Origin of the sequence: Enterobacter cloacae complex sp. GF14B, assembly GCF_004136805.1 — a bacterium.
In the GTDB taxonomy this organism is placed as follows: domain Bacteria; phylum Pseudomonadota; class Gammaproteobacteria; order Enterobacterales; family Enterobacteriaceae; genus Enterobacter; species Enterobacter hormaechei_C.
This window is the reverse complement of the sequence record NZ_QFRV01000010.1, coordinates 23212-43701: the sequence shown is the minus strand read 5'-3', so window position 1 is coordinate 43701 and position 20490 is coordinate 23212. Positions and strand designations below refer to the sequence as shown.

Below are 20490 nucleotides of genomic sequence, written 5' to 3'. Positions count from 1 at the left end.
CATGGATTACAACATATATACCCTGGGTGATATTGATTTTGTCTGGTCGGCTTTTACCGGTATTGCCCTGATCTTTTCTCAATATACTGGTGTAAAAGAGTTCCTGACCACGGCCGCCGTTGTAGCAGGTGTGAGCCTATTCTATAAAACGTGGCTATGGCTTCAGGCTCCGACCAAAAATGAATTACCGTTTTTCTCCTGGTTTTTGGGGTTGATCCTTTTCATGATGGCAATGGTTCGAGTGGATGTAACTATTGAATCTGTAAAGTCGGGAGAGGTCAGAAACGTCGACGGAATTCCAATTTTTATTGCTGCGATGGCAACCGTCACCACTAACTTAAGCCAGGGTTTGCTGAAGGATTATAAAACAGCGTTTGATCCGCTTTCTCCGGTGGACCTGTCTGCAACAACTCTGGACGATGACATCACCCTCGGTCCGATGATCCGATTCGTGAAGTTTTTGCAATGGGGCGGCGATAGCCAGGGCTACTGTTCCGCATTTCCTGAACCGGCCAGCGGGCTAGGGCCAATGAACGTATGTGCTACCGTTCAGTCTCTTGCATACAACTGCCTGAAGGCTACCCAAAACTCAAGCGCAAATATTGCCGGTAAAGAAACTATTTTTAACGATATTTTCTCAGCTAATCTGGCAGATAGCATGGACCGGATTAATCAGGCGATGAAAGGCGCACTGAAGAATGCCTCTGCCAGTATTGTTGGCGCTAACGGTTCAAAATCTGGTACGTGTGATGAGGTCTGGTCAACTGTGAAACAGGTTACCAGTACAGCTGAAGCTCGCCAGACTATTTCCCTTATAGGACAGACAAACGGCATCCTTACTCCAGACGAAGCAAATGGTGCACCTACCGGCGCAAGCTTTACTGATGTTATGGCGTCAGCAAATGGTATGTACGGTAAGGCTATTGGTTCGTATGACGCCACCCTGAACCTGTTCATTATGAATGAGCTCAGAAATGGCGCAAGCAAATATAAGACCCCACTCGGTCTGGCTTCCGATATGCAGTTGTTTGAGGCTTCTCTGAAGCGAACCAACACAATGGCTTCACAGGGCCAGTTGTGGTTACAACTGTCGGGAGCAGCAATCGCATTCCTTGAAATGTTTGCTTATATGGTTGCTCCATTTGCTTTGCTTATGCTGCTGGCGTTAGGTGGTAATGGTGTTGCCGCTGCGGCGAAATATTTGCAACTTATCCTCTTCGTGAATATGTGGCCGCTTACGGCAGTAATGGTCAACGCGTATGTGAAGAAAGTCGCGACGGCCGACTTGGATACCTGGAGCACCCTCAACAGCCAGAATAATGCCGTCACGTGGATGGGACTCCCAGGGCTTGCGGAAACATACAGTTCATACCTGTCTGTTGCTTCCGCCCTCTATGCTCTGATTCCGGTACTCACATTATTCCTGATGACACAGTCGATTCACCCGATGATGAATGCGGTTAAGGGAGTGACCCCCGATGCGCCGGTGGATACTGGTCATGTAACGCCCAAAGTATGGGATGGCCCTAACAGCGGTAAATCTTCATTTGGTGACGTGACACGAACCGCCTTAACCAGTACCGGTCAGGGATACAGCGATGGCGGCGCAGTTGATTCAAGTAATTTCCGTCTTGGAATGTGGAATGCTGGTTCAAGTATCGCTAACAGCCAGGGACAAGGATCAGCTGTAACCTCATCAGTTATGAGTGCGGCAAGTAATTCATTCCAGGCTGGTTACAGTCAGATGAGCGAAATTGGAAGGTCAGGACAGTCGAGCCAGCAGTTCTCAACCAACCTGCAAACAATGAAGCAGATCTCGGATAAGATTGGTGCCTCTGTAGCAGAAGGTATTGCAACGAAACATGGGGTGAGTGCGTCTCAGATGGCCAGCATTGCTTCAAATGTTATTCTCAACGCTGGGCTTAATGGAGGTGTTGGAACTGGCAATGGAGCCGGGCTGAAAGCGGCTGTAGCAGGGCAATTGAGTAGCGGTGCATCTAAGACCAATACAGGCAGTGACTCGCTTTCAAATGACCTTTCAAAAGCAATCACGAATCAGCTTAGCCAGGATTCTGCGTTAACTGACCAGTTCAGTAAAGCGGCGTCTCAGGTAAGCAGCGATCAGATATCCAATACTAATGCGTTTAAAGAAGCATCGTCGAAAATGAACCAGGCGACACAGACGATGGCGCAAAATATTTCTACATCGGTTTCGACTAACGCAAGCTCCAATAGTGGAATGAGCCTTGATTCTAAACAAAGCATTAACCTGGACAGGTTCTCCGATTCTATTCGCAACAAAAACTTCAGTGATGATGATGTAAGGAATTTTGCTCGTAAGAATGGGCTGGATGAGAATGCGTTTATGGAGAAATTCAACTCCTATAACGATACCTTCAAGGCCAGTAATCAGCTTGGATCGCAGCTTCAACGTACTGACGCGCTTGTGGCTGCAACCCGAGATTTCAGTGAGCAAAAAATTGCGATTGATACCGCCCGGGGAGAGACGGCCGAAAGTAATAAACAGGATCTCCGTGAAACCTCCAGCCTGCTTAAAAGTCTGGTTTCCGACTTCGGTGGTAATGCACAGCAGCTGCTACCTATCACCAATCAGCTCGACAGAATTTCAGGTGACGGGTCAGGAATTAATACTATCACTCAGGCACAGGATAGAACTCCTGACAGCGTAAATACGTCTGGCGTGATGAGTGCGTCACGCGTAGGGGAACTGGGTGGAAGTGTAGATTCGCAGGCTAAACTCGGTCTTTCCTCCAACGCTCAGGACGCGACACAGCATGTCCCTGGAAAAAGTGAAGCTGGCTTTACTCCGTATAACCTTGATAACGCGGGCAAAGGCGATATTCAGGGAATACATAACAACAACGTGGGCCGCACTTATTCTGATGAAGAAAGGAATGTGCTTAATTCTCTCGAAAAGAATGGACCTGTACTGAATAATCAGGGTGTAGAGAAAGTCGTCAATTCGGGTCAGGATGTCAGAAATGCAGAAGGCACATTTAACGATCTGGAAAAGGTTGGAGGTCGGGTGGTTGGTGATGGAATGGATCAACGAGCCACTGCTTTGAACAGTATGTATCAGAGCGGGCAAGTTCGTGGCTTATCTAATAACACTGATAACTACTTTAGTCGTGTTGCCAACAACCCGAACTTAAGCCGGGACGATAAGCGAGCTGAATTGGCACAGCAAGCTGTCTTTACCTATGGTGCCAGCACCATGGCTACCGGTGCCGAAAGAGAGCAGCTCAAAGCGGATACCCAGAAGATCCTTAATGAACTGGGTAACTATAACGTTAACTGGAGTATGAATGACGTTAAGAGCATCCATAGCAGTTTCAACACTCATAACAGAGCTGATGGTTCACTTGAGTCAGTCGTACGGGCAAACCTGGGAGAAGGTGGGTCGGGCGGTGGTCTCGTTGGTAACCGCACTCAGACCGTCACAGATCGCTTGGTTGGGGAAAAGATAGAGGCCAACACTGAGCGGGGCGCGATTTCTGGTGCGCTACTCGGGGGCCAGCAATTTGTTTCGGATACGCTAACCAGCGTTGGGGCGAAACCGGTAAATGAGATGCTTACGGGAGCGGGCATCCTTCAAACCCAGACATCGATAGCAAATGATGCCTCTAACCCTGCAAATATGCCTGATTCTCTCCAGGGTAAAGTCCTTAATCACATGCAGATGTCTGATGGCGTCGCAGCTGTAAGTGACCGGTATCAGAGTATTAGCAGCGACGGCGTTTCGACTTATGCGAATGCAGCGCAGAACTCTGAAAGGGCTATCCGGCAGCAATTGACGGATGACCCACGCTTTGGGCCTCAGAAAGCAGATGAATTCATTCAGTACATGAAGTCAGAGCTGAGCAACACAAATGAGCCTTACCAGTCACGTGTCGATAAAGCGGATCAGTGGCTTAATGAAAATAAAAAATAAGGGAGGTTGAATATAACCTCCTGAAATGACTATCAATAGATTGTAAATTACTGCTAAACAATTAAGGCCGCAAAGTATGTGTTTGCGGCCTTTTTTTCAGAAGTACCGCTCTTGCGGAACATTCAACTGACGGTTTGAATCAGTGAAGACAAAAATCTATCAAACTCTGTATGAGATTCAATAACATAATCAGTAGATGCTTTGTCTCTTATCTGAAAGCAGTCGTCTGCAAAACTATAAGCGAAAAGTGACATGCCATCTTCTCCGATTAACACCTTATCAGTGAGATTTGGGTCAACGTAGATTTCATTGTCTCGTGCTTCAAAGTTGCGTATGTAAATATTTGACCACAATAGATTTTCGTTCTCTGCCTGAACAAGGTTATAAAACGTAAGTCCGTTGTACTCAAAACCATCCATAGCATTAAACACTTGGGCATAATCAAGCCTGGTTTTAATGAGTTTCTGTATATCTATATAGGCGCTCTTTTTGTGATCTGCCCACTCCACTGGAGGCGGATTGCAGATTAAGTCTTTCAAGACTTCCGGGGCTACCGGGCTGGCTAAAGGGTAGTGATCTGCAACCATCAACCTCTTTAAGCTGCTGAGTAGTTGAGTTAAATCTTTCATGAGCGCCTCTTACTTTCCTACCGGGTAGATAACACCGTTCGGCGATGGCCATAGAACTTTGGTGCTTGAATTATACGGTAGATCCTTCGTAATGATGGATTGTGCTTTCGACAGTGCTGAATGGTATGGTGAATTCTGAATAAGTACCAGGTTGTCTATAGCGTTTGTGCCACCATCATCAAGAGGGATCTTGTGGTGAACCTGCCACCCAGAGGGGACCTTGCCTGTTGCAAGTTTCATCAAATCGTTAGGTTCAAACGTAGCCAGGGCATCTGGGTGGTCTGAAAGTGATTTAAGGAAGTTAGGGCGTACAGTATTGTTGAATTGTCCACGGAGAGCTAAATATTCAGCTCTGTCTCGGCGCATGTAGTTCAATTCGCTAACATTCATATCATCGAGCAAAACGTGTGCTTTTTTGTACTTGCCGAGATAACTTGTCAATTCATCCGCAGACCTTGGATTTCGGATAACCAGAAGTGAAGCCGCTGCAACCAGCATACCTGAAGTTGTTTCGTTCAATACCTGGTCATAGCCTTCAACAGCTTCGCCGCCAAGTTGTTCAGCCGTATGTCGAAATCCCTCCACATTTCCATTATAAAGCCCGCCAGCTGCGAGAAGACGACCAGCCGCTTTGGAATTAATGGTTTTTGTTGATTGGGCGTGCTGTGCTGGTGTCGTTGATCGAACGTAATACCCCGGGCGTTTCAACTGACGAGAGATGATATCGCGCAGACGGGTAAAGAGGGACAGGGGCAGGTCATTGCGTAGGTTGCCATTTGATATAACCCCCGGCCCGGCATTGCCGGTTATGTCTTTTCTAAGCAGAACGATCTTACCGTATCTGATGTCGTCAAGCGTATCGCGGTAAGCGAGCCAGGGGCGTTGATGGTGGAACTGGTGATACCGGCTGACAAACTGTGTATATCCCTGCGGTAAATTCCATTCCTGAATAATCCGGTTTGGCAGGGCGGTATCTTCGAGGTCATGTACCGCCGTGGCCGGATGTATGATGTGGGGAATATCCTCAAGGTATATGTCATCCAGTGACTTAGCCTGACAGTGATGCAGCATAATGTCCCTTTCTTGTCGAATTCATATGAGACATTATTGCGTATGGTATAAAACAATCAATCCTAAAGTGGATGGGCGTACGAGATCAGCAGTGACAGGGTAAAAGGAAAGTTACTTTGTTCATCAGCGTCCCATGAGCTGATGGTACCTTGCGTTAAGAGCTGCAAGGTCAGATTCGGTGAGGCCCGTGTAATAATCGGTTTTGTGCAAATGCGGATAACCGGCCGGAAATAATGATTCGTCGTCATCAAGGCAGATAAATGCTTTAACTCGATGTGAAAAGACAAAGTCCTCACACTCGGCAGCCCGCACACCAGTCTGTCCGTGTTTTAAATATACCGAACCGGTTGCACCTATGATTTTGTCTCTATAAGGCACCCGGAACAGAGATTTCAGATAACTTGTATTAGCGCACTCACGCCATGAGCTGGAGATAACAATCACCATGGCAGGGCAGTTATCCAGCAATTTCTCTAACAGTGGCATTCGCTCAAAGGTTTCATTTTTACACCTGTGGCAAACCCCATCGAAATCTAAGAAAAGCACGACATGCGAATCAGGGAGAGGGGCCCATAAACCAGCTGTTGTTTCTTCATGAACACATACTTCTTCATGATGAGGGTTTTTCTGGATCAAGAAAGAAGAGAGAATCTTAAATAAATTTCTTGCAGAAGAAGACAATATATTACTCCTGAGTCAGTGTGAAATATTTGTGGTGGTTTACCCAAGCCACTCGATGATCTTCTGTAATATCGGGTTGTATTTATTTAACAACAGGAGTCGGGTTTTGCTCCGGGACATTTTTAGCTATATGGCCATTGTATCGAGGAGGTTGCTGGGTCCATTGATAAAGCTCACCCATCCCGTTACGCTGCTGGATCCGGCGATTGTACTTTACCATGAAGTTAAATATGTACTTTGCACGTACCTTTGGGGTTTTGCTGTTGTAATCTGCAATCCCTTCAAACACATTGCCCTTGCGATCAACAATTTTTCTATAGAGCCACCATGTTCCAACCCAGAAACTTGCGCAAGCATCGTAAGCCAGAACCCGCCACGTTACCGTCGGGAAATGCTTTTTTATTTCAGGTAGATTGGATGAGTTGATCTGCATTGGGCCAATATCATAAGTGCCGTTAGTATTCCTGCTGAAAGTACCAACCTTACCGCCTTCATTGTCAAACAACGTAAAAACCAGTTCAGCATCAATTCCGAAGTAGCGGGCGGCATCCGTAATGCACTGAGTGTAAATCTCATCAGGAACGGGAATAGGTTTCACATCATCTGCTGGTGGTGTAAACACAACGATTTCTCCACTGAATCTACGTTTTATCTATTCTCCCATATATCTATCGACTTTCTTTCGGCTTTACCCGTTGATTTAAGCGTTTAAGCAAAATTCTGGAATTTTGGGGCGTGATAATATTAGTGCTCGATTTAAGGAGCGGAAATGAAAAAAATTATTAAGGCATCGGTATTACTTCTTTCATTAAGTACCGCCTTCACGATGAATGCCGAGCCGGTTAATACAATGGTACTGCCAGATGCAGCCCGGGATAAGCTCAAAGCCATTGGGCTTTCAATCGAGCACGTCGAACCCTCGCCAGTAAAAGATATTTTTACGGTGATTTCCAGGGAGGGGGTAAGTTACGTGAGCAAAGACGGAGATTACATTTTTACCGGAAGCTTATTCCACGTGAAAGGTAAAGATGTGGTAAACACCACTGAGCAGGCCATTTTAATGGGCGTCCGGGAATTCGCATCCAAAACAAAATCCATCGACTACAAATCACCAAACGAAAAATACCGGCTTGCTATCTTTACCGATATAACCTGTGGATACTGCCAAAAACTGCATCATGATCTGAAGTCTTATCTTGATGCCGGTATTTCGATTAAGTTTCTTGCATTCCCACGTGCAGGACTGAACTCGGTAGTAGCCGGGAACATGGCCAAAATCTGGTGTTCAGCAAAGCCAAACGAAGCTCTGGATGCAGCGATGAATCCGGTTTCAACTATCCCGGAAGGACGTCCTGATGAGGCTTGCTTAAACATTATCAAATCGCATTTCCAGGTGGCCTCAACAATCCCGCTGCAAGGTACTCCTACCATGGTGACACTAAGCGGCAAACCGCAGTTATTTACGGGGTGGCTGAGCCCGGAAAACCTGGTGACCCAAATGGGCGCTGCGCAAAAGTAACTTTTCCGACTGTAAGAGGTGTGTATGAAATCTACTTTACTGAGTACGTTAATGCTGGTTGCTGTAGGTGTACAGCCCGTTTTCGCTGCACAATGTCAGTACGGAGCCTGTGGAACGGAAAACGATCCCGGAATCGGATTTCTGATGTCATCGGTACAAATGGATAAAGGTGAACATCTAAAGGAACTCTCTGGTGTTGCGACCACAGGTGACACCATCTCTAAAAAGATGGAAAGCTACCTGGGAAATAAAAAGCTCAAGGTAAACACCGACAGTACCCGCAAGGGGCCGGGTAATACCACCATCAGGCCTACAGATGAGCTCGCCCCAACGAGGCAACTAAAAGTTATCCGGCCCGAACTGGTAAAAAATCCCGATTCGCAGCTCGTGGTAGCTTTCAATGAGCGCCTGGCCTGATTTATTGACTGAGAGCGTCCAGAAGGAAAAAAGATGTCGATACTCAGTAGCTTCGTCATCAGAGCAACGGGGATACCTGACAAAAAGTATCTCCGGGATCCCGTAATAAAACGTTGTTATAAACGTCTGAGTCGTAGGGTGCCTGCTCTAATGACGGGGTGGCTTCTGTGCATTCTGGGTTCAGGGTATGTCAGTATGGCACTGGAACAGCCTGATAGCACTGTATTACTCAGTCTGCTGCTGTTGTATGTTATGTCAGGCATTTTACTGATGCAGTTCCAGTATATGTATTCAGAGCGAAGCATAGGCTACAAGTTCTACCTGGAAGTGCTTATGAATGCAGCTGCCAGTACTCAACATAAAGAACAGTTACAGTATCTGTTCATTAATAAGCCCAATTCCATCACGATGGGCGATCTTTACCGACTTTATGATTTTAATGGGGGAGGGCGATAGCCACGTTAATGTGCGTGTCCAAAAGTCACTTTTGAACATTCTCTTCCCGCCGTCTGCTTTCAGTTCCAGGGGATCACTGCAACATAATTTCCGGAACGCAGCGGCGCATCAAATTTATCAGTAAAGGCGTCGATCATTGCTGAATAAGCAATGCTGTCTGACGGCACAGGTGCATTGCTTTGCATACTCACTTTCAGAACCTGCTTTGCTCCTTTCGCTGACGGGTATACCTCGACATCCAGCTGTCGCATATAGTGCATCTGCGACATCGTCTCAGTGCCTATTACCCCATCGACTGGCTTGTAGTCATAGTCAGTATGCAATTCGCCATGCTTGTCAGTTCTCGTTGTCTTTTTATCTACAACGTAGCCTGTCACCCCAGTAAGAAGCTGCTCGCTATACTGCATGTTCTCCTGTGAGCTGCTGATTCGGAACCTGAGCACATAATCTGGCTGGTGAGTGGAAATAATGACTCCTTTTTTTGCTAATCCATCAGCAAAACGGCCTGAAAACATTCTGGACTGAATACTTTCGTCCGGAGGGACTATCTGAAACCTTTTATTTGTAACAGGACGAGGCATTAGATCGTACGCATCTACCTGGTTTGCGAAATGATATCCGCATCCACTCAAAAGCATTGCGGTTGTGAGTATAAAGCCCTGCCTAATCATCCTTTAATCTCCAAAAAGCATTGTTTCACGAATAATTCCGATTTACCGGGCCAGTATAATCCATCGCAGGTTAATAACTAACAGGCTGAAAAGCATAAAGGTAGCTATGTCTAAAGAATTTTATTTAAAACCGATGGCCACGATTTTAATTTCTGCGGTTATTGCTACCGCTGCCTCGGCGTTAATCACGGCAACTTATTTTAAACCGAAGGTGCTCAGTGAGGAAGAAATTGGCAAAATTGCCGCTACTTACCTGGTAAAAAATCCCCATTATTTAGTGGAAGCAGGTAAGGCGCTGGAAAATCAGAACGTGAGTGCCTCAGTGGAACGAATAATTCCATATGCGCCAGCTCTGCTGGATACCAAGGAGACGCCAAACATCGGCCCTGATGACGCCGACGTCGCGGTAATCGAGTTCTTCGACTATCAGTGTATTTACTGCATGCGGGTTACACCTGTTGTTGAATCGGTAATGAATCAGAGCAAAGATGTAAAATTCTTCTTTAAAGAATTCCCGATTTTTGCCGGTTCAAAACCTGTATCTGCCATGGGGGCCGCTACGGGTCTGCACGTCTATCAGAATTTCGGTGCTGAAGCCTATCGTAAGTACCACAACAACCTGATGGCTGTGGCTCATACCTTCATGACCTCTCAACGCAAATTCGAACTCACTGACTTTAATACTGTGGTGGAAAAGTCAGGGTTTAACAGCACGTTTTCTGACAGGGAAAAAAACCGGTATGAAAACGTGATCTCCGGCAATATGCAGCTGGGCGAAGCGCTCGGGATCACCGGCACACCCGGTTTCATCATTATGAATATGAAAAAGCCGAATGCGGCGACTACCACATTTATCCCCGGGGCTATGGACGCAGCAACTTTGCAGGGCGCAATCGAAAAAGCTCGCGGGGCCTAAAGTTACTTTCACATTTGATGAGTACGGCCATGCCGGTCATGGCCGCTACGCTTTTACAACGAGTAATTCATCCCAGCGGGTCGTATATCTCGGTGATAGCATGGCCTGCTTCATACGAAAATCCTGTTGAATGCCTTCCCCCAGTAAAAACAGAGCTCCGCGCTTTTCTTTATTGAACCGGTCCATAACTTTCATCAGTGCCTGACTGCCAGGCCTGGCCGGGCGAGTATCAAACAGGCTGAGTTGCTCTGTGCCGTCAGTCATAGCGGAGAGCATTACCCCTGCTTTCGCATACGCTATCCCGGGTCTGTAAATGCGGTTCAGGATGGTCATGGCTGCATCAACCAGATCGCGGGTGTCCTGTGTAGCGGTAAGCGGCTCGATACCACAATTGCTGTAGCGGTTTTCACCTTGCGCATAATTGCTACTCTGAATGAAGACTGTGATTTGACGGGTCCACGAGCCATCCTTGCGCAGCTGCTCTGCCGCCCGGGCGGTAAAAAATGAAACTGCCTCATGTAGCTTGCCTATCTCATTAAGGCGCTGACCAAAACTTCTGGAAACGATAATCTGTTGCCTGACAGGAGGAGACTCGTGCAGCCGGAAACATGGTTCGCCATGCAGTTCCCGCCAGGTACGCTCGATTTCAACGCCAAAGCTTTTACGTAAAAAGCGAACGTCGCTATTATAAAAATCACCGGCAGTGATGATCCCGAAAGCCGACAGGCGTTCACTAATCTTTCGACCAATACCCCATATTTCTCTGGTACTGATCAGGCTCAGGAGCTTCCTGATCCTGGCCTGATCAGTCAAAACTACAACCCCGCCTGTAGCTGCCCATCGTTTGCTCGCATAGGTGCATAATTTAGCGAGGGTTTTGGTGCTTGAACAACCCACACCACAGGTAAGGGACAGATTATGAAGAAGTGTACTTCTGATCAACCGGCCGTAATCTTCATAATCTATTATCTTGTTCATGTTTTTCAATAACATGAAATTTTCATCTATGCTATATCGACTCGATTGAGGCGCGAAGCTTTCCAGCGTTTCATGGAAGCGATTTGAGTAGTCTTCATACAAAGTAAAGTTAGAGCTCCGGACTTCGATCCGGTGTTGCTGAATCAAATCCCTGCACTTAAAAATTGGGGTCCCACGCTTAATACCAACGCTTTTAGCCAGTTTATTCATTGCAATGACGGACGAATCGTTATTGCTGGCTATGATGAGCGGCTTTTTTGACAGCTTGGGATCCATCGCACACTCAAATGCCGCATAGGCTCCGTTAATATCAACGTGCATGTACATGGCTGAACTGATTCAGTGCAAAGGTGACGACGCCCCATATCTCAAGGGATTCAGGATTTACACGTATCGGCTTATAGGCTGGATTAGAAGGCATCAAAAGCAGCTCAGGATACGTGTGTAAGATCTTTACCGTAAACTCTCCATCCACCAGCGCAACGACGATAGAGCCGTGTCGTGCTGTTAAAGACCGATCCACAACCAGTATTGCTCCATCATTGATACCGGCATTGATCATACTGAGGCCCGCCGCCCTGACAAAGAAGGTTGAGGGGCGGTTGCGGACTACATATTCATGCAAATTTAATTCATTATCTTCATGCCCGGCGCACGGACTCATCACTCCACAGCTTAGTAAATCACTGAAAAAAGGTGCCATTTCGTAAGGCTTGTTGCTAATGTGCTCAAGGATAACAGACATAGCTACACTCGAATTCTTGTACTGTATGTATAAACAGTATTGCGAGTTGAAGAGAAAAGATCAAATCTCTCCGGTAACGCTATCAAGCCTGACGAAAAATTAAGCTTTATCATAAACATCAAAAACCATCTTTTACCGATAATGGCGAGCTGGCCTACGAAGAAGGTATACAAGCTAGGATGAAAGGATTCTGATGCTCCTCCCACCAAATTTTTTATCTCCTGAAGACCAGGCTGAGTACGATGCTTATATGGCAAGGTTCAGCGAGGTAAATCACTATTATGAGCATTGCACTGTCCCCGTGATTGACTGGTTTTTTAAACAAGCAACCGAGGCGCTGCATCATGGTCTATGGTTACCGGCCTGTACGAGCTTTCTGAATGGGATCGAAACATCACTCAGGGTTACGCTGAAGTTGAAATCAACTGTTAACGTTCAGCAGTCAGTTCCTGTACTGGTGGACTTAGATGGTACGTCAGTAATGAGTAACGCTTTAATGCGAAAGGCTAAGCAGGAAGGGATGCCGATAGAATTACTGTCATTTCCAGCCGAGAAGAATATGTTGGCAAAGATAGACGCTGGTAAAAAACCTGAAGCAGATATCGTCAGGCTTAGAAATAGTCTATGCCATGGCAACATTCTGGAGTTCATTATGAGTGTTAAAGTCGGTTCTCCAGATCCCATACGAATTTTTACTCCTGGTAACTGCTGTGGTTTAGCGCTTTTACTTTCGGCCTTATCGAAGAAATGGACGGTAGGCTTGCATCAATACTGGATCGACAACAATCTGACGTCCTGCTGAAACCTCATAAATCATGCCTACTAAAGTCACGTGCAAAAAAACGTTGTAGCATGATATGTTTAAAGTCAAAACAGTGGGTTCTATGTTTTGACGGCAAACATGATATAACTAATACTTCATAAGTAGATATCAATAGTCATAATGGAGTGAACTATGAAATTAAAAAATATTCTGCTGTGTGCGATGATGTCAGTCGCTTTTGGCTCCTCTGCTAATACTACACATAAAGTTGAAAACGAACCTATCCCAAACATTATTCTTGATGGTAAGGTTGATGATATTTGTAAAGATGCAAGCATCCGAACTGAACTTAATCATGATAAAGCAAAGGAACTGGTAACCACCAACCTGAAGCAGGCATTACCATTAAATACGGTACCGGATAAGTTGGATGAAGTTGCAGAAGCCTTTGTAAACCGCGACAAAGGCGCTTCAGAAACAGCAGACCATTGCCTTGTTAATGTACGTAATAAATACTGGGAAATGTATCCCTCTGAAGATAAGTAGCATTTATTATTAAAGGCTTCACTTAAGAAGCCTTTTTTAACCCTTTGCGAAACCTGCTTTAAAAGCAATGCGCTATTCATATCTAAGAATCTATTTAATTAATGAATAATAGTGGACGGATTCATTTCTAGTGAATGCCGAAGTTGGTGTTTTTTGAGTTATTAGACGGTAAGTGCAATCTGGTATGATTCACCTAACATACGAATCTGGAAGGAAAGGTATATGGGTGACCTGGTCAGCAAAAATAACATTGACCGTTTAGAGCGATTTCATTCTTTGCTGGCGGGTCAGTACTGGACGTCCACTGACAGCATCCCTGAAGAGGGTATTGTGGCAGGGGATACGCTGCTCATTACGTCTTTGCGTTACGTTGAAGATAAGCTGCACACAGTGATTCTACGCGCCCATCCCCGCGTTTACGGTCAGACTGTAGCTATTGTCACTGAAGACAGCAGCGGCAACCGTAGGGAACGTGGCAAAGAAATGCGAGAGCATCGCTTCCTGGTTAAGGATTTTCTGTCCAGTTTTGTATTTGAACCCGACCATAAGGTAATCCGGGATGCTGAACTCAGACAAGCTCAGGAAGAAGTGAATAGCCTACAGGCATCGCTTACAGCCCTCGTGAGCGATGCTCAGGGGCTCCGTGACCTTGCGATTGAGCAATTAGGTACAGATGACCGTGAAAACCCTGTGACGGGCCTTAGCGTTGCGTTAGTGCCCCCACAAGAGCAGCAGGCGGTAACCTCACTGGCGATTGGATCAGTTCAAAATGCTCTGTCCTCTGGTATTTCAGATACCCGCATTGAACAAATCAGAGAAGCGGCCTTAAAAGAAGGGCAGATCAGCACAGCCATCAGCAAAATCATCACACAACGAACGCAGGCAATCGCTAATGCCAGCAAAAGAATGCTGCCCTATTTCGAGGAAGTTGCAGCGGCAAGTCTGGCCACTACAGAAGAAGCCATGGAATATGTGAAGAAAATCCACGATGGCGTTGGCAGTCTGGAACTGTATACCGGCAAAGACGTTGAGGTAGTGAATATCGTGAAGGGTGAATCCGCTCCATCACACCTCCCGCTCCAGGTCGTTCAGGCAAAGCTGATGGTGGATGAAGAGCTGGCCGTATGGTGCGATCTCGATAGCTGGTTCGACTTCTCTGATATGGAAAAATTTCATGAAACTTTACGAACCAGCCCCGGGCTGGTGGAGCAGATTTTTCCGTCCGAACGTTCCATCGTATGTATGGCCACAACACGACGTTATATCGATTACCGCGATCCCTGGGAAAATCATGTCCGCAATGACAGGAACCGGGTTGTATTCCTTCTGGTCCGGGACGGTCAAAATATTCATCAGGTTTACTCTTCGGTAGAAAGCCATCTTGGGGCTTCGCAGCTATTCCCTTCCGCCAGCGAACAGGAAGCACATTTCCAGGGGATTGATGGCAGCACCATAAAGTTTGAGGACGTCAGTTATACCGACCGACTGAAGCAGCATGATCTTATGGCACTTCACTACCGTCGTTTCCTGATCCTTATCTGCGGCCTCGATCACCGGCTCAAACTATTTGGTGATTTCTATGATACCAATACCCCTTACAGTTTTCTGAGCCTTGAGTTCCAGGAACGGTACTTCCAATTTCTGCACGACAAAGACGGTTCTGGCCTTTTGGGTATGGCTGAGACACGGCCGTCTCTGCAAAGTTATCTTGAACAGGCAAACTCATGCCTTCAGTCCGGATCCCGGGTAATGTGCAACTGGGATTCGTTGATGAACCCAGTGACAGCACCAGGAGCAGTTCAGGAAGACAACAGCTACTCTGGCTATAAATGGCTTGGGAGAACCCATAAAAACTATGAGCCGGTTATTGCATTCCGTCAGGGAGACGATATCTGTGTCAACGCAACAGTAAACAGATACTCAACGGATCGAGATTTCAATTGTAAGGTGAATTTGTCTTTATTTAAGGAGTCCAGCAGGAATGATGCTGAACTGGGTTTCCTGTGCATGGATACCATTAAAGCGGAGGAGCTCGAATGGTACATTCACAGACGTAAATTCAGGTCTAATCACCTGTTTTACATTCGCTTCTTCAAGATGGCTTTAAATTATATTCGTGCCGAGCGTGAGGCAGAAGAACCTTACCGGCAGATGCTGAGCCAGGCTCTGGCCGATGGAAATATTGGCCAGCCTAATCTGAGATCAGAGTTGATAGATCGATGCATTGTAGCCTGGCGAGCTGATAACAGGGGGGCGACGCTGGAAGCTGCCATGAGTACAGAGAAGGGCTCCAAAGAGCTCCTGAACCAGCTCTATATGCTCGCTGATGTGGGGCTCAAACATCTTCCCGGGGTTCGTAATTTTATTAGCAGCAAAGGCTATGAGCTGGTCAGGTTATCGGTAAATGCTTCAGGGAAACTTGTTGCATATGCCGCACCAGCAAATTTTGAATGCGACAACCGGATGGAAGGGCATGCCTGGGTTCATCGAATGGTACTTGCTACATCCCGAAATGTCTTAAACGTCACTCATCAACGTTTTGCGAAAATGAAACACTTCTTACCAGCTGAAAACACCCTGTTCGAAGATGAACAGCTGGTGGCCACATGGTCGGGCAAAAAGACTGCTTTCAAAAGCTTCGAAGAGAAGCAGCGTTATTTTGATACATGCTCCCGTGGCGCTCAGGCTCTTAAGCAGTTTTTAAAGCTGAACGATCCGGTGATTTACACCAATCTGCTTGGCCAGTGGATTGAGGCCTATGAAAGTATCAATGAAACCAGTGAGTACGTACAGCAAGTAAGCCTAATGGCTCCTGTTGCGGTCAAGAGCGAAAAAGGTAAAGCCAGCCTCATCTATATTGGCACTAAAGACCTGGCCGACTGGTTTTATCAGAAAGCGCCGACACCCGAGTTGCAGGCGCTGTTCCTTGAGGAATACCTGTCCAAATTTGAAAATAAAGAGGTCAATAAAGAAAAGCTACTTTCACGCAGAAATACCGCTCTGTCTCTCAGTTTTTACACCATGGACAACGGGGAAGTACCAGATGAAATCCTCGTCACCAAATCAGTTGATAATGCCAGACGGTGGTATTCAGGAATGTTCACAAGCATGCCAACGATGTTAAATGACCAGTGGTCCTGCCATGTTGCGCATTTTTCCCGTAACGGAAAACTCTATTTGACGCCTGATCTGGTCACTGATGAAGGGGAACCTGGTTTTGATGAAATACTCGGGTATCCGCGCCCGGAGGGGCTGGTACCGGTAACCGTGTGTGAGTTTGAAATTGACCACTTTAACCGACGTGGCATTGATGCGAATGGTGATAAGGTGAATATTACACAGTGGGTCGATATTTATCAGGGTGAGCGTGAGGTTACGGAACTGCTGGGGCCTATTTCTGAAGAAGGGGTGAACATCAAAACCTACAGGATGGACACTCTTGAGCAGGCGATGAAAAACATCTCCCGGGGCTCGACGCGCCTCAGACCGTCAACGGAGAATAGCGAGTGGCAACAGCCAGCAGAAGGTGTGAGCCGCTATGTACTTCGGTCATGGTAAAACGCGGGGGCAGGTGCCATCAAAACATCAAACAAAAAGCCATTACAGGCTCAAAGACCCCTTATCGCTCAAATTTGAAAGAGATAAGGCTTTATGATGGCAACGAGGATTATCACCCATCTCGCCGGAGTAACTGGCATAAAAATTGTTTAATCTTTATGCCAGCGCTTCGGCATTTGCTGGCAAGGAGACAGTGTTGAAAGACCATATCGTACCCCCACGAAAAACTAGCGCGAGTTTATCTTATCAACTCAAACGTATTGGGCGCATGCTCCTTCTTTTACTGAGCTTGGCTTTTATAGTTTACGGATTCGTACTGGCTTTCCATCCGCCGCTAACAACCTGGCTACTTCAACCCGGTGGACACTTTGCCCCAGATGACCGATTCATACTGGTTAGTGTTAAGGTTCAGTTTACAACCGGAATAATGGGGCTAATTGTTTGGCGCTTATGGTAAAAGTGGCAAGCAATGATGGGAGAAGGATAACGTTGCTCAGCTCAATCCGGTTTACTGATTGCTTAAATAGAAGGCAGTCATGCCTACATCAGAAAGGAGAAGCATAGATGGTAGAAGCACGTTATCAAGGCAAGCCTGTTAGCAGTCTTCCTGAAGAAGCTTTTGCTGAAGGGTTATCGCGATCCGGTTTAAGCCCCGTTCTGCTACTGGCATCCCCGACCACAGTACCCGTTACCACGGATGAGCGCTGGTGGCTCGCAAAGGAAAACGTGTCAGGACATTACGGCAGGATTTTTTATGCTGCGGTGCGGGAGTTGGTCATAAGGTCGGATATCATCTCAGTAGTGAGAAGTATTGCAGATGAGAATTTCACGTCCGAACATATGGGGTACTTCGAGCGACTTACCTCTGATGAAAAAGAAGTCGTGTTTAGTGATTACCTGCGCACTCTCGCTGAAGGCGGTCTTACCTGCACTGAGAAGAATCTCGTCAAACTGACGCAAGATTTATACCCGATTGATGCAACTCCTGACAACATTAGAAAGCTATCCACGGACAGGGATGCACTGAACGAACTACACATCGATGGTATGGTACTTTTTATTACCGGCCCTGCGCTTTGATTATGGAGATAATACATGCGGTGTTATCCCTGTTAAGGGTTAAGGTAACATTCTTCTAGAATTACAGAAAAATAGAGGTCTAACATGATAGTAAATAAAAACAGGTTTATGCATAAAAACGGGAAAAGGTTTAAGTCCATCGGAAGGTATTTAAGATTTTGGCAAGCAGTAGCGTCCTCTGGTTTACCCATGGACATGGTAATACGGGAAAAACCATATCAACTTATGGTCGCTTTGATTGCTTTATATACGGCCATCCCTGTTGTTACAATAGTAATTTTATCTGGTCAGCAATCGCATAAGTTGGAACTAATTGCTGTGCATTTCAGTACAATTATCACGATGGTGTTTGTTTTGCGTCGAAAGATGGGGAAACGTTGGCTGGATTTATTTGAAGAAAAATTAGCCATTTATAAACCTAATGATAAACTCGCGCTTAGCGAATTACACGAAAGCATACGTGAGAAAAATGGGCTAGACTTGCAGGATTTACAAGATTGGTACTGGAAAGAGAAGATGACATATGAGTATCACAAAGAACGTAAAACAACTATAAGCTATCAAAAATTCAAGTAGCGTTTTAAAATGACAGGGGAGGGCTATTGTGATTTATTAAGTCGGCAAGGTTATTAGGTAGGGGTGTTCAATATGATAAATTCTTCGAGTGAGGTTATTTCAAGAGTTGTTCTGGGCCTTTGAGATAGCTAATTATCATTACAGACTTTATCGAAAGGTATGAATTATGAACATTACCGACAAAGAACTTAGCTCAAATACAGTGAGACAGTATGGATGGAACTTAGGAGAGTTCAATCACTCAACGCCTTTTACATCTCATTTTATTTATATCACCGACTATCATAAAGATAATACATGGATGATTTCACTTTCGCAGGAGGATTTTAATACAACCAAAATTTTAACATCGTTAAGTCTAGGGAAGGTGCGAACAAGTTCCTGATATGAGATCATCATATTCATCCGGAGCGCATCCCAGAGGGACATCATGAGCCATTAACTCACCTTCGCCGATAGTGAATTCAGCACTAAGCGCCGTCAGACCCGAAAAGAGATTTTCCTCTCCCGCATGGAGCAGATTCTGCCATGGCAGAATATGACCGCTGTCATCGAGCCGTTTTATCCCAAGGCGGGCAATGGCCGACGGCCCTATCCGCTGGAGACCATGCTGCGTATTCACTGCATGCAGCATTGGTACAACCTGAGCGACGGTGCCATGGAAGATGCCCTGTACGAAATCGCCTCCATGCGCCTGTTTGCCCGATTATCCCTGGATAGCGCCCTGCCGGATCGCACCACCATCATGAATTTCCGCCACCTGCTCGAGCAGCATCAACTGGCCCGTCAATTGTTCAAGACCATCAATCGCTGGCTGGCCGAAGCAGGCGTCATGATGACCCAAGGCACTTTGGTGGATGCCACCATCATTGAGGCACCCAGCTCTAGCAAGAACAAAGAGCAGCAACGCGATCCGGAGATGCATCAGACCAAGAAAGGCAATCAGTGGCACTTTGGCATGAAGGCCCACATTGGTGTCGATGCCAAGAGTGGCCTGACCCACAGCCTAGTCACCACCGCGGCCAACGAGCATGACCTCAATCAGCTGGGTAATCTGCTTCATGGAGAGGAGCAATTTGTCTCAGCCGATGCCGGCTACCAAGGAGCGCCACAGCGCGAGGAGCTGGCCGAGGTGGATGTGGACTGGCTGATCGCCGAGCGTCCCGGCAAGGTAAAAACCTTGAAGCAGCATCCGCGCAAGAACAAAACGGCCATCAACATCGAATACATGAAAGCCAGCATCCGTGCCAAGGTGGAGCACCCGTTTCGCATCATCAAGCGGCAGTTCGGCTTCGTGAAAGCCAGATACAAGGGGCTGCTGAAAAACGATAACCAACTGGCGATGTTATTCACCCTGGCCAACCTGTTTCGGGTGGACCAAATGATACGTCAGTGGGAGAGATCTCAGTAAAAACCGGAAATAACGCCAGAAATGGTGGAAAAAATAGCCTAAATAGGCTGATTCGATGTGTTTGCGGGAAAAAAATCGGCCCAGATCCGCGAAATTTTAATCAGCGAGTCAGCTTGGGAAGAAATGACCTGCTTATTCGCACCTTCCCTAGATGCCTGTGTATCCATGCTCGGAAAGATACTAAAAAAAATGTCTAACAAAAACGGTATCTCACAAACGGAAGAATCTGAATTCGCATTTCTTTTAACAAACTATATTAAACAGACTTTGACTTTTAGAGAATGGCAACGCAATGCTGACGGAAATCAACGACTGCACTTTCTTATTAATATCTACGGTGCAAAAGAAGACGGTGGCGAAGTGGTTTTAAGACCATTTATTGTAAATCCTGATGAATTAATGCTTACTCCAGCGGATGTCGTTGAATTTAATTCGCAGGTTATCAACGTTGATCGGCAGCGTCATCCTGAGTGGTTCCGTTAACTGGTCACAAGGGTTAAGAGCCTGAAAGGCTGCGATAG

20 protein-coding genes are annotated in these 20490 nt (G+C 46.3%); 13 read left to right on the top strand and 7 right to left on the bottom strand.

Going from position 1 to position 20490, the window contains the following annotated elements:
* The first annotated feature begins 1 nt into the window (after position 1).
* Positions 2-3952, top strand: coding sequence for a conjugal transfer protein TraG N-terminal domain-containing protein (locus DD606_RS05620; RefSeq protein WP_000386160.1), 3951 nt, complete (start codon positions 2-4; stop codon positions 3950-3952).
* A 122-nt stretch (positions 3953-4074) separates the two neighbouring features.
* Here DD606_RS05620 and DD606_RS05615 read toward each other — a convergent pair whose 3' ends face one another.
* From DD606_RS05615 to DD606_RS05600, 4 genes are all read right to left on the bottom strand, one after another.
* Entirely contained in the window at positions 4075-4581 is a 507-nt protein-coding gene (locus DD606_RS05615; RefSeq protein WP_000654195.1) for a YrhA family protein, read from the bottom strand.
* Between the two features lie 9 nt (positions 4582-4590).
* Positions 4591-5652, bottom strand: coding sequence for an HNH endonuclease signature motif containing protein (locus tag DD606_RS05610; protein WP_000902297.1), 1062 nt, complete (start codon positions 5650-5652; stop codon positions 4591-4593).
* A 123-nt stretch (positions 5653-5775) separates the two neighbouring features.
* Positions 5776-6333 (bottom strand): HAD domain-containing protein, encoded by a 558-nt coding sequence (locus DD606_RS05605; protein ID WP_001371950.1) that lies wholly within the window; start codon positions 6331-6333, stop codon positions 5776-5778.
* A gap of 82 nt (positions 6334-6415) precedes the next feature.
* A complete protein-coding gene (locus DD606_RS05600; protein WP_000494968.1) occupies positions 6416-6955 on the bottom strand; it encodes a lytic transglycosylase domain-containing protein in 540 nt (179 codons plus the stop codon).
* A 147-nt stretch (positions 6956-7102) separates the two neighbouring features.
* On the opposite strand from DD606_RS05600, the gene DD606_RS05595 reads away from it, so the two are divergent.
* The 3 genes from DD606_RS05595 to DD606_RS26400 all read left to right on the top strand — a co-directional run bounded on the left by DD606_RS05595 (position 7103) and on the right by DD606_RS26400 (position 8725).
* The gene (locus DD606_RS05595; protein ID WP_000720274.1) at positions 7103-7852 is read left to right on the top strand and encodes a thioredoxin fold domain-containing protein; all 750 of its coding nucleotides are present in this window, start codon (positions 7103-7105) and stop codon (positions 7850-7852) included.
* A gap of 24 nt (positions 7853-7876) precedes the next feature.
* A complete protein-coding gene (locus tag DD606_RS05590) occupies positions 7877-8269 on the top strand; it encodes a hypothetical protein (protein ID WP_000843243.1) in 393 nt (130 codons plus the stop codon).
* Positions 8270-8464: 195 nt separating this feature from the next.
* Positions 8465-8725, top strand: coding sequence for a hypothetical protein (locus tag DD606_RS26400; RefSeq protein ID WP_001439466.1), 261 nt, complete (start codon positions 8465-8467; stop codon positions 8723-8725).
* A 59-nt stretch (positions 8726-8784) separates the two neighbouring features.
* On the opposite strand, the gene DD606_RS26395 is transcribed toward DD606_RS26400, so the two are convergent.
* Positions 8785-9132, bottom strand: a complete 348-nt coding sequence (locus tag DD606_RS26395) for a hypothetical protein (RefSeq protein WP_121343843.1) — start codon at positions 9130-9132, stop codon at positions 8785-8787.
* A 370-nt stretch (positions 9133-9502) separates the two neighbouring features.
* Here DD606_RS26395 and DD606_RS05575 point away from each other — a divergent pair, with 370 nt between their 5' ends.
* The gene (locus DD606_RS05575; RefSeq protein ID WP_000031378.1) at positions 9503-10312 is read left to right on the top strand and encodes a DsbA family protein; all 810 of its coding nucleotides are present in this window, start codon (positions 9503-9505) and stop codon (positions 10310-10312) included.
* A 45-nt stretch (positions 10313-10357) separates the two neighbouring features.
* Here the strand turns inward: DD606_RS05575 and umuC are convergent, their stop codons facing one another.
* Positions 10358-11611, bottom strand: coding sequence for a translesion error-prone DNA polymerase V subunit UmuC (gene umuC / locus DD606_RS05570; RefSeq protein ID WP_001371894.1), 1254 nt, complete (start codon positions 11609-11611; stop codon positions 10358-10360).
* Positions 11601-12035: a translesion error-prone DNA polymerase V autoproteolytic subunit gene (gene umuD / locus DD606_RS05565; protein ID WP_000111290.1), complete on the bottom strand. Its 435-nt coding sequence runs from the start codon at positions 12033-12035 to the stop codon at positions 11601-11603. Before umuD ends, umuC begins: the two co-directional genes overlap by 11 nt.
* Positions 12036-12228: 193 nt before the next feature.
* Between umuD and DD606_RS05560 the strand changes: the two genes are divergently transcribed.
* The 8 genes from DD606_RS05560 (at position 12229) to DD606_RS05525 (ending at position 20452) form a co-directional block, all read left to right on the top strand.
* A complete protein-coding gene (locus DD606_RS05560) occupies positions 12229-12837 on the top strand; it encodes a hypothetical protein (RefSeq protein WP_000926374.1) in 609 nt (202 codons plus the stop codon).
* A 153-nt stretch (positions 12838-12990) separates the two neighbouring features.
* Positions 12991-13344, top strand: coding sequence for a hypothetical protein (locus tag DD606_RS05555; RefSeq protein WP_000769182.1), 354 nt, complete (start codon positions 12991-12993; stop codon positions 13342-13344).
* 222 nt (positions 13345-13566) lie between these two features.
* Entirely contained in the window at positions 13567-16902 is a 3336-nt protein-coding gene (locus tag DD606_RS05550) for a hypothetical protein (RefSeq protein WP_000502666.1), read from the top strand.
* A 564-nt stretch (positions 16903-17466) separates the two neighbouring features.
* The gene (locus tag DD606_RS05545; protein WP_000228894.1) at positions 17467-17982 is read left to right on the top strand and encodes a hypothetical protein; all 516 of its coding nucleotides are present in this window, start codon (positions 17467-17469) and stop codon (positions 17980-17982) included.
* 84 nt (positions 17983-18066) lie between these two features.
* A complete protein-coding gene (locus DD606_RS05540; RefSeq protein WP_000636790.1) occupies positions 18067-18558 on the top strand; it encodes a hypothetical protein in 492 nt (163 codons plus the stop codon).
* Between the two features lie 496 nt (positions 18559-19054).
* Entirely contained in the window at positions 19055-19969 is a 915-nt protein-coding gene (locus DD606_RS05535) for an IS5 family transposase (RefSeq protein WP_100185530.1), read from the top strand.
* Positions 19951-20166 carry a hypothetical protein gene (locus DD606_RS26625; protein WP_122966916.1) on the top strand — a complete coding sequence of 72 codons (216 nt, stop codon included), beginning with the start codon at positions 19951-19953 and terminating at the stop codon, positions 20164-20166. The genes DD606_RS05535 and DD606_RS26625 overlap by 19 nt, the downstream gene beginning before the upstream one ends.
* The gene (locus DD606_RS05525) at positions 20063-20452 is read left to right on the top strand and encodes a hypothetical protein (RefSeq protein ID WP_236689843.1); all 390 of its coding nucleotides are present in this window, start codon (positions 20063-20065) and stop codon (positions 20450-20452) included. The genes DD606_RS26625 and DD606_RS05525 overlap by 104 nt, the downstream gene beginning before the upstream one ends.
* Positions 20453-20490: the final 38 nt, after the last annotated feature.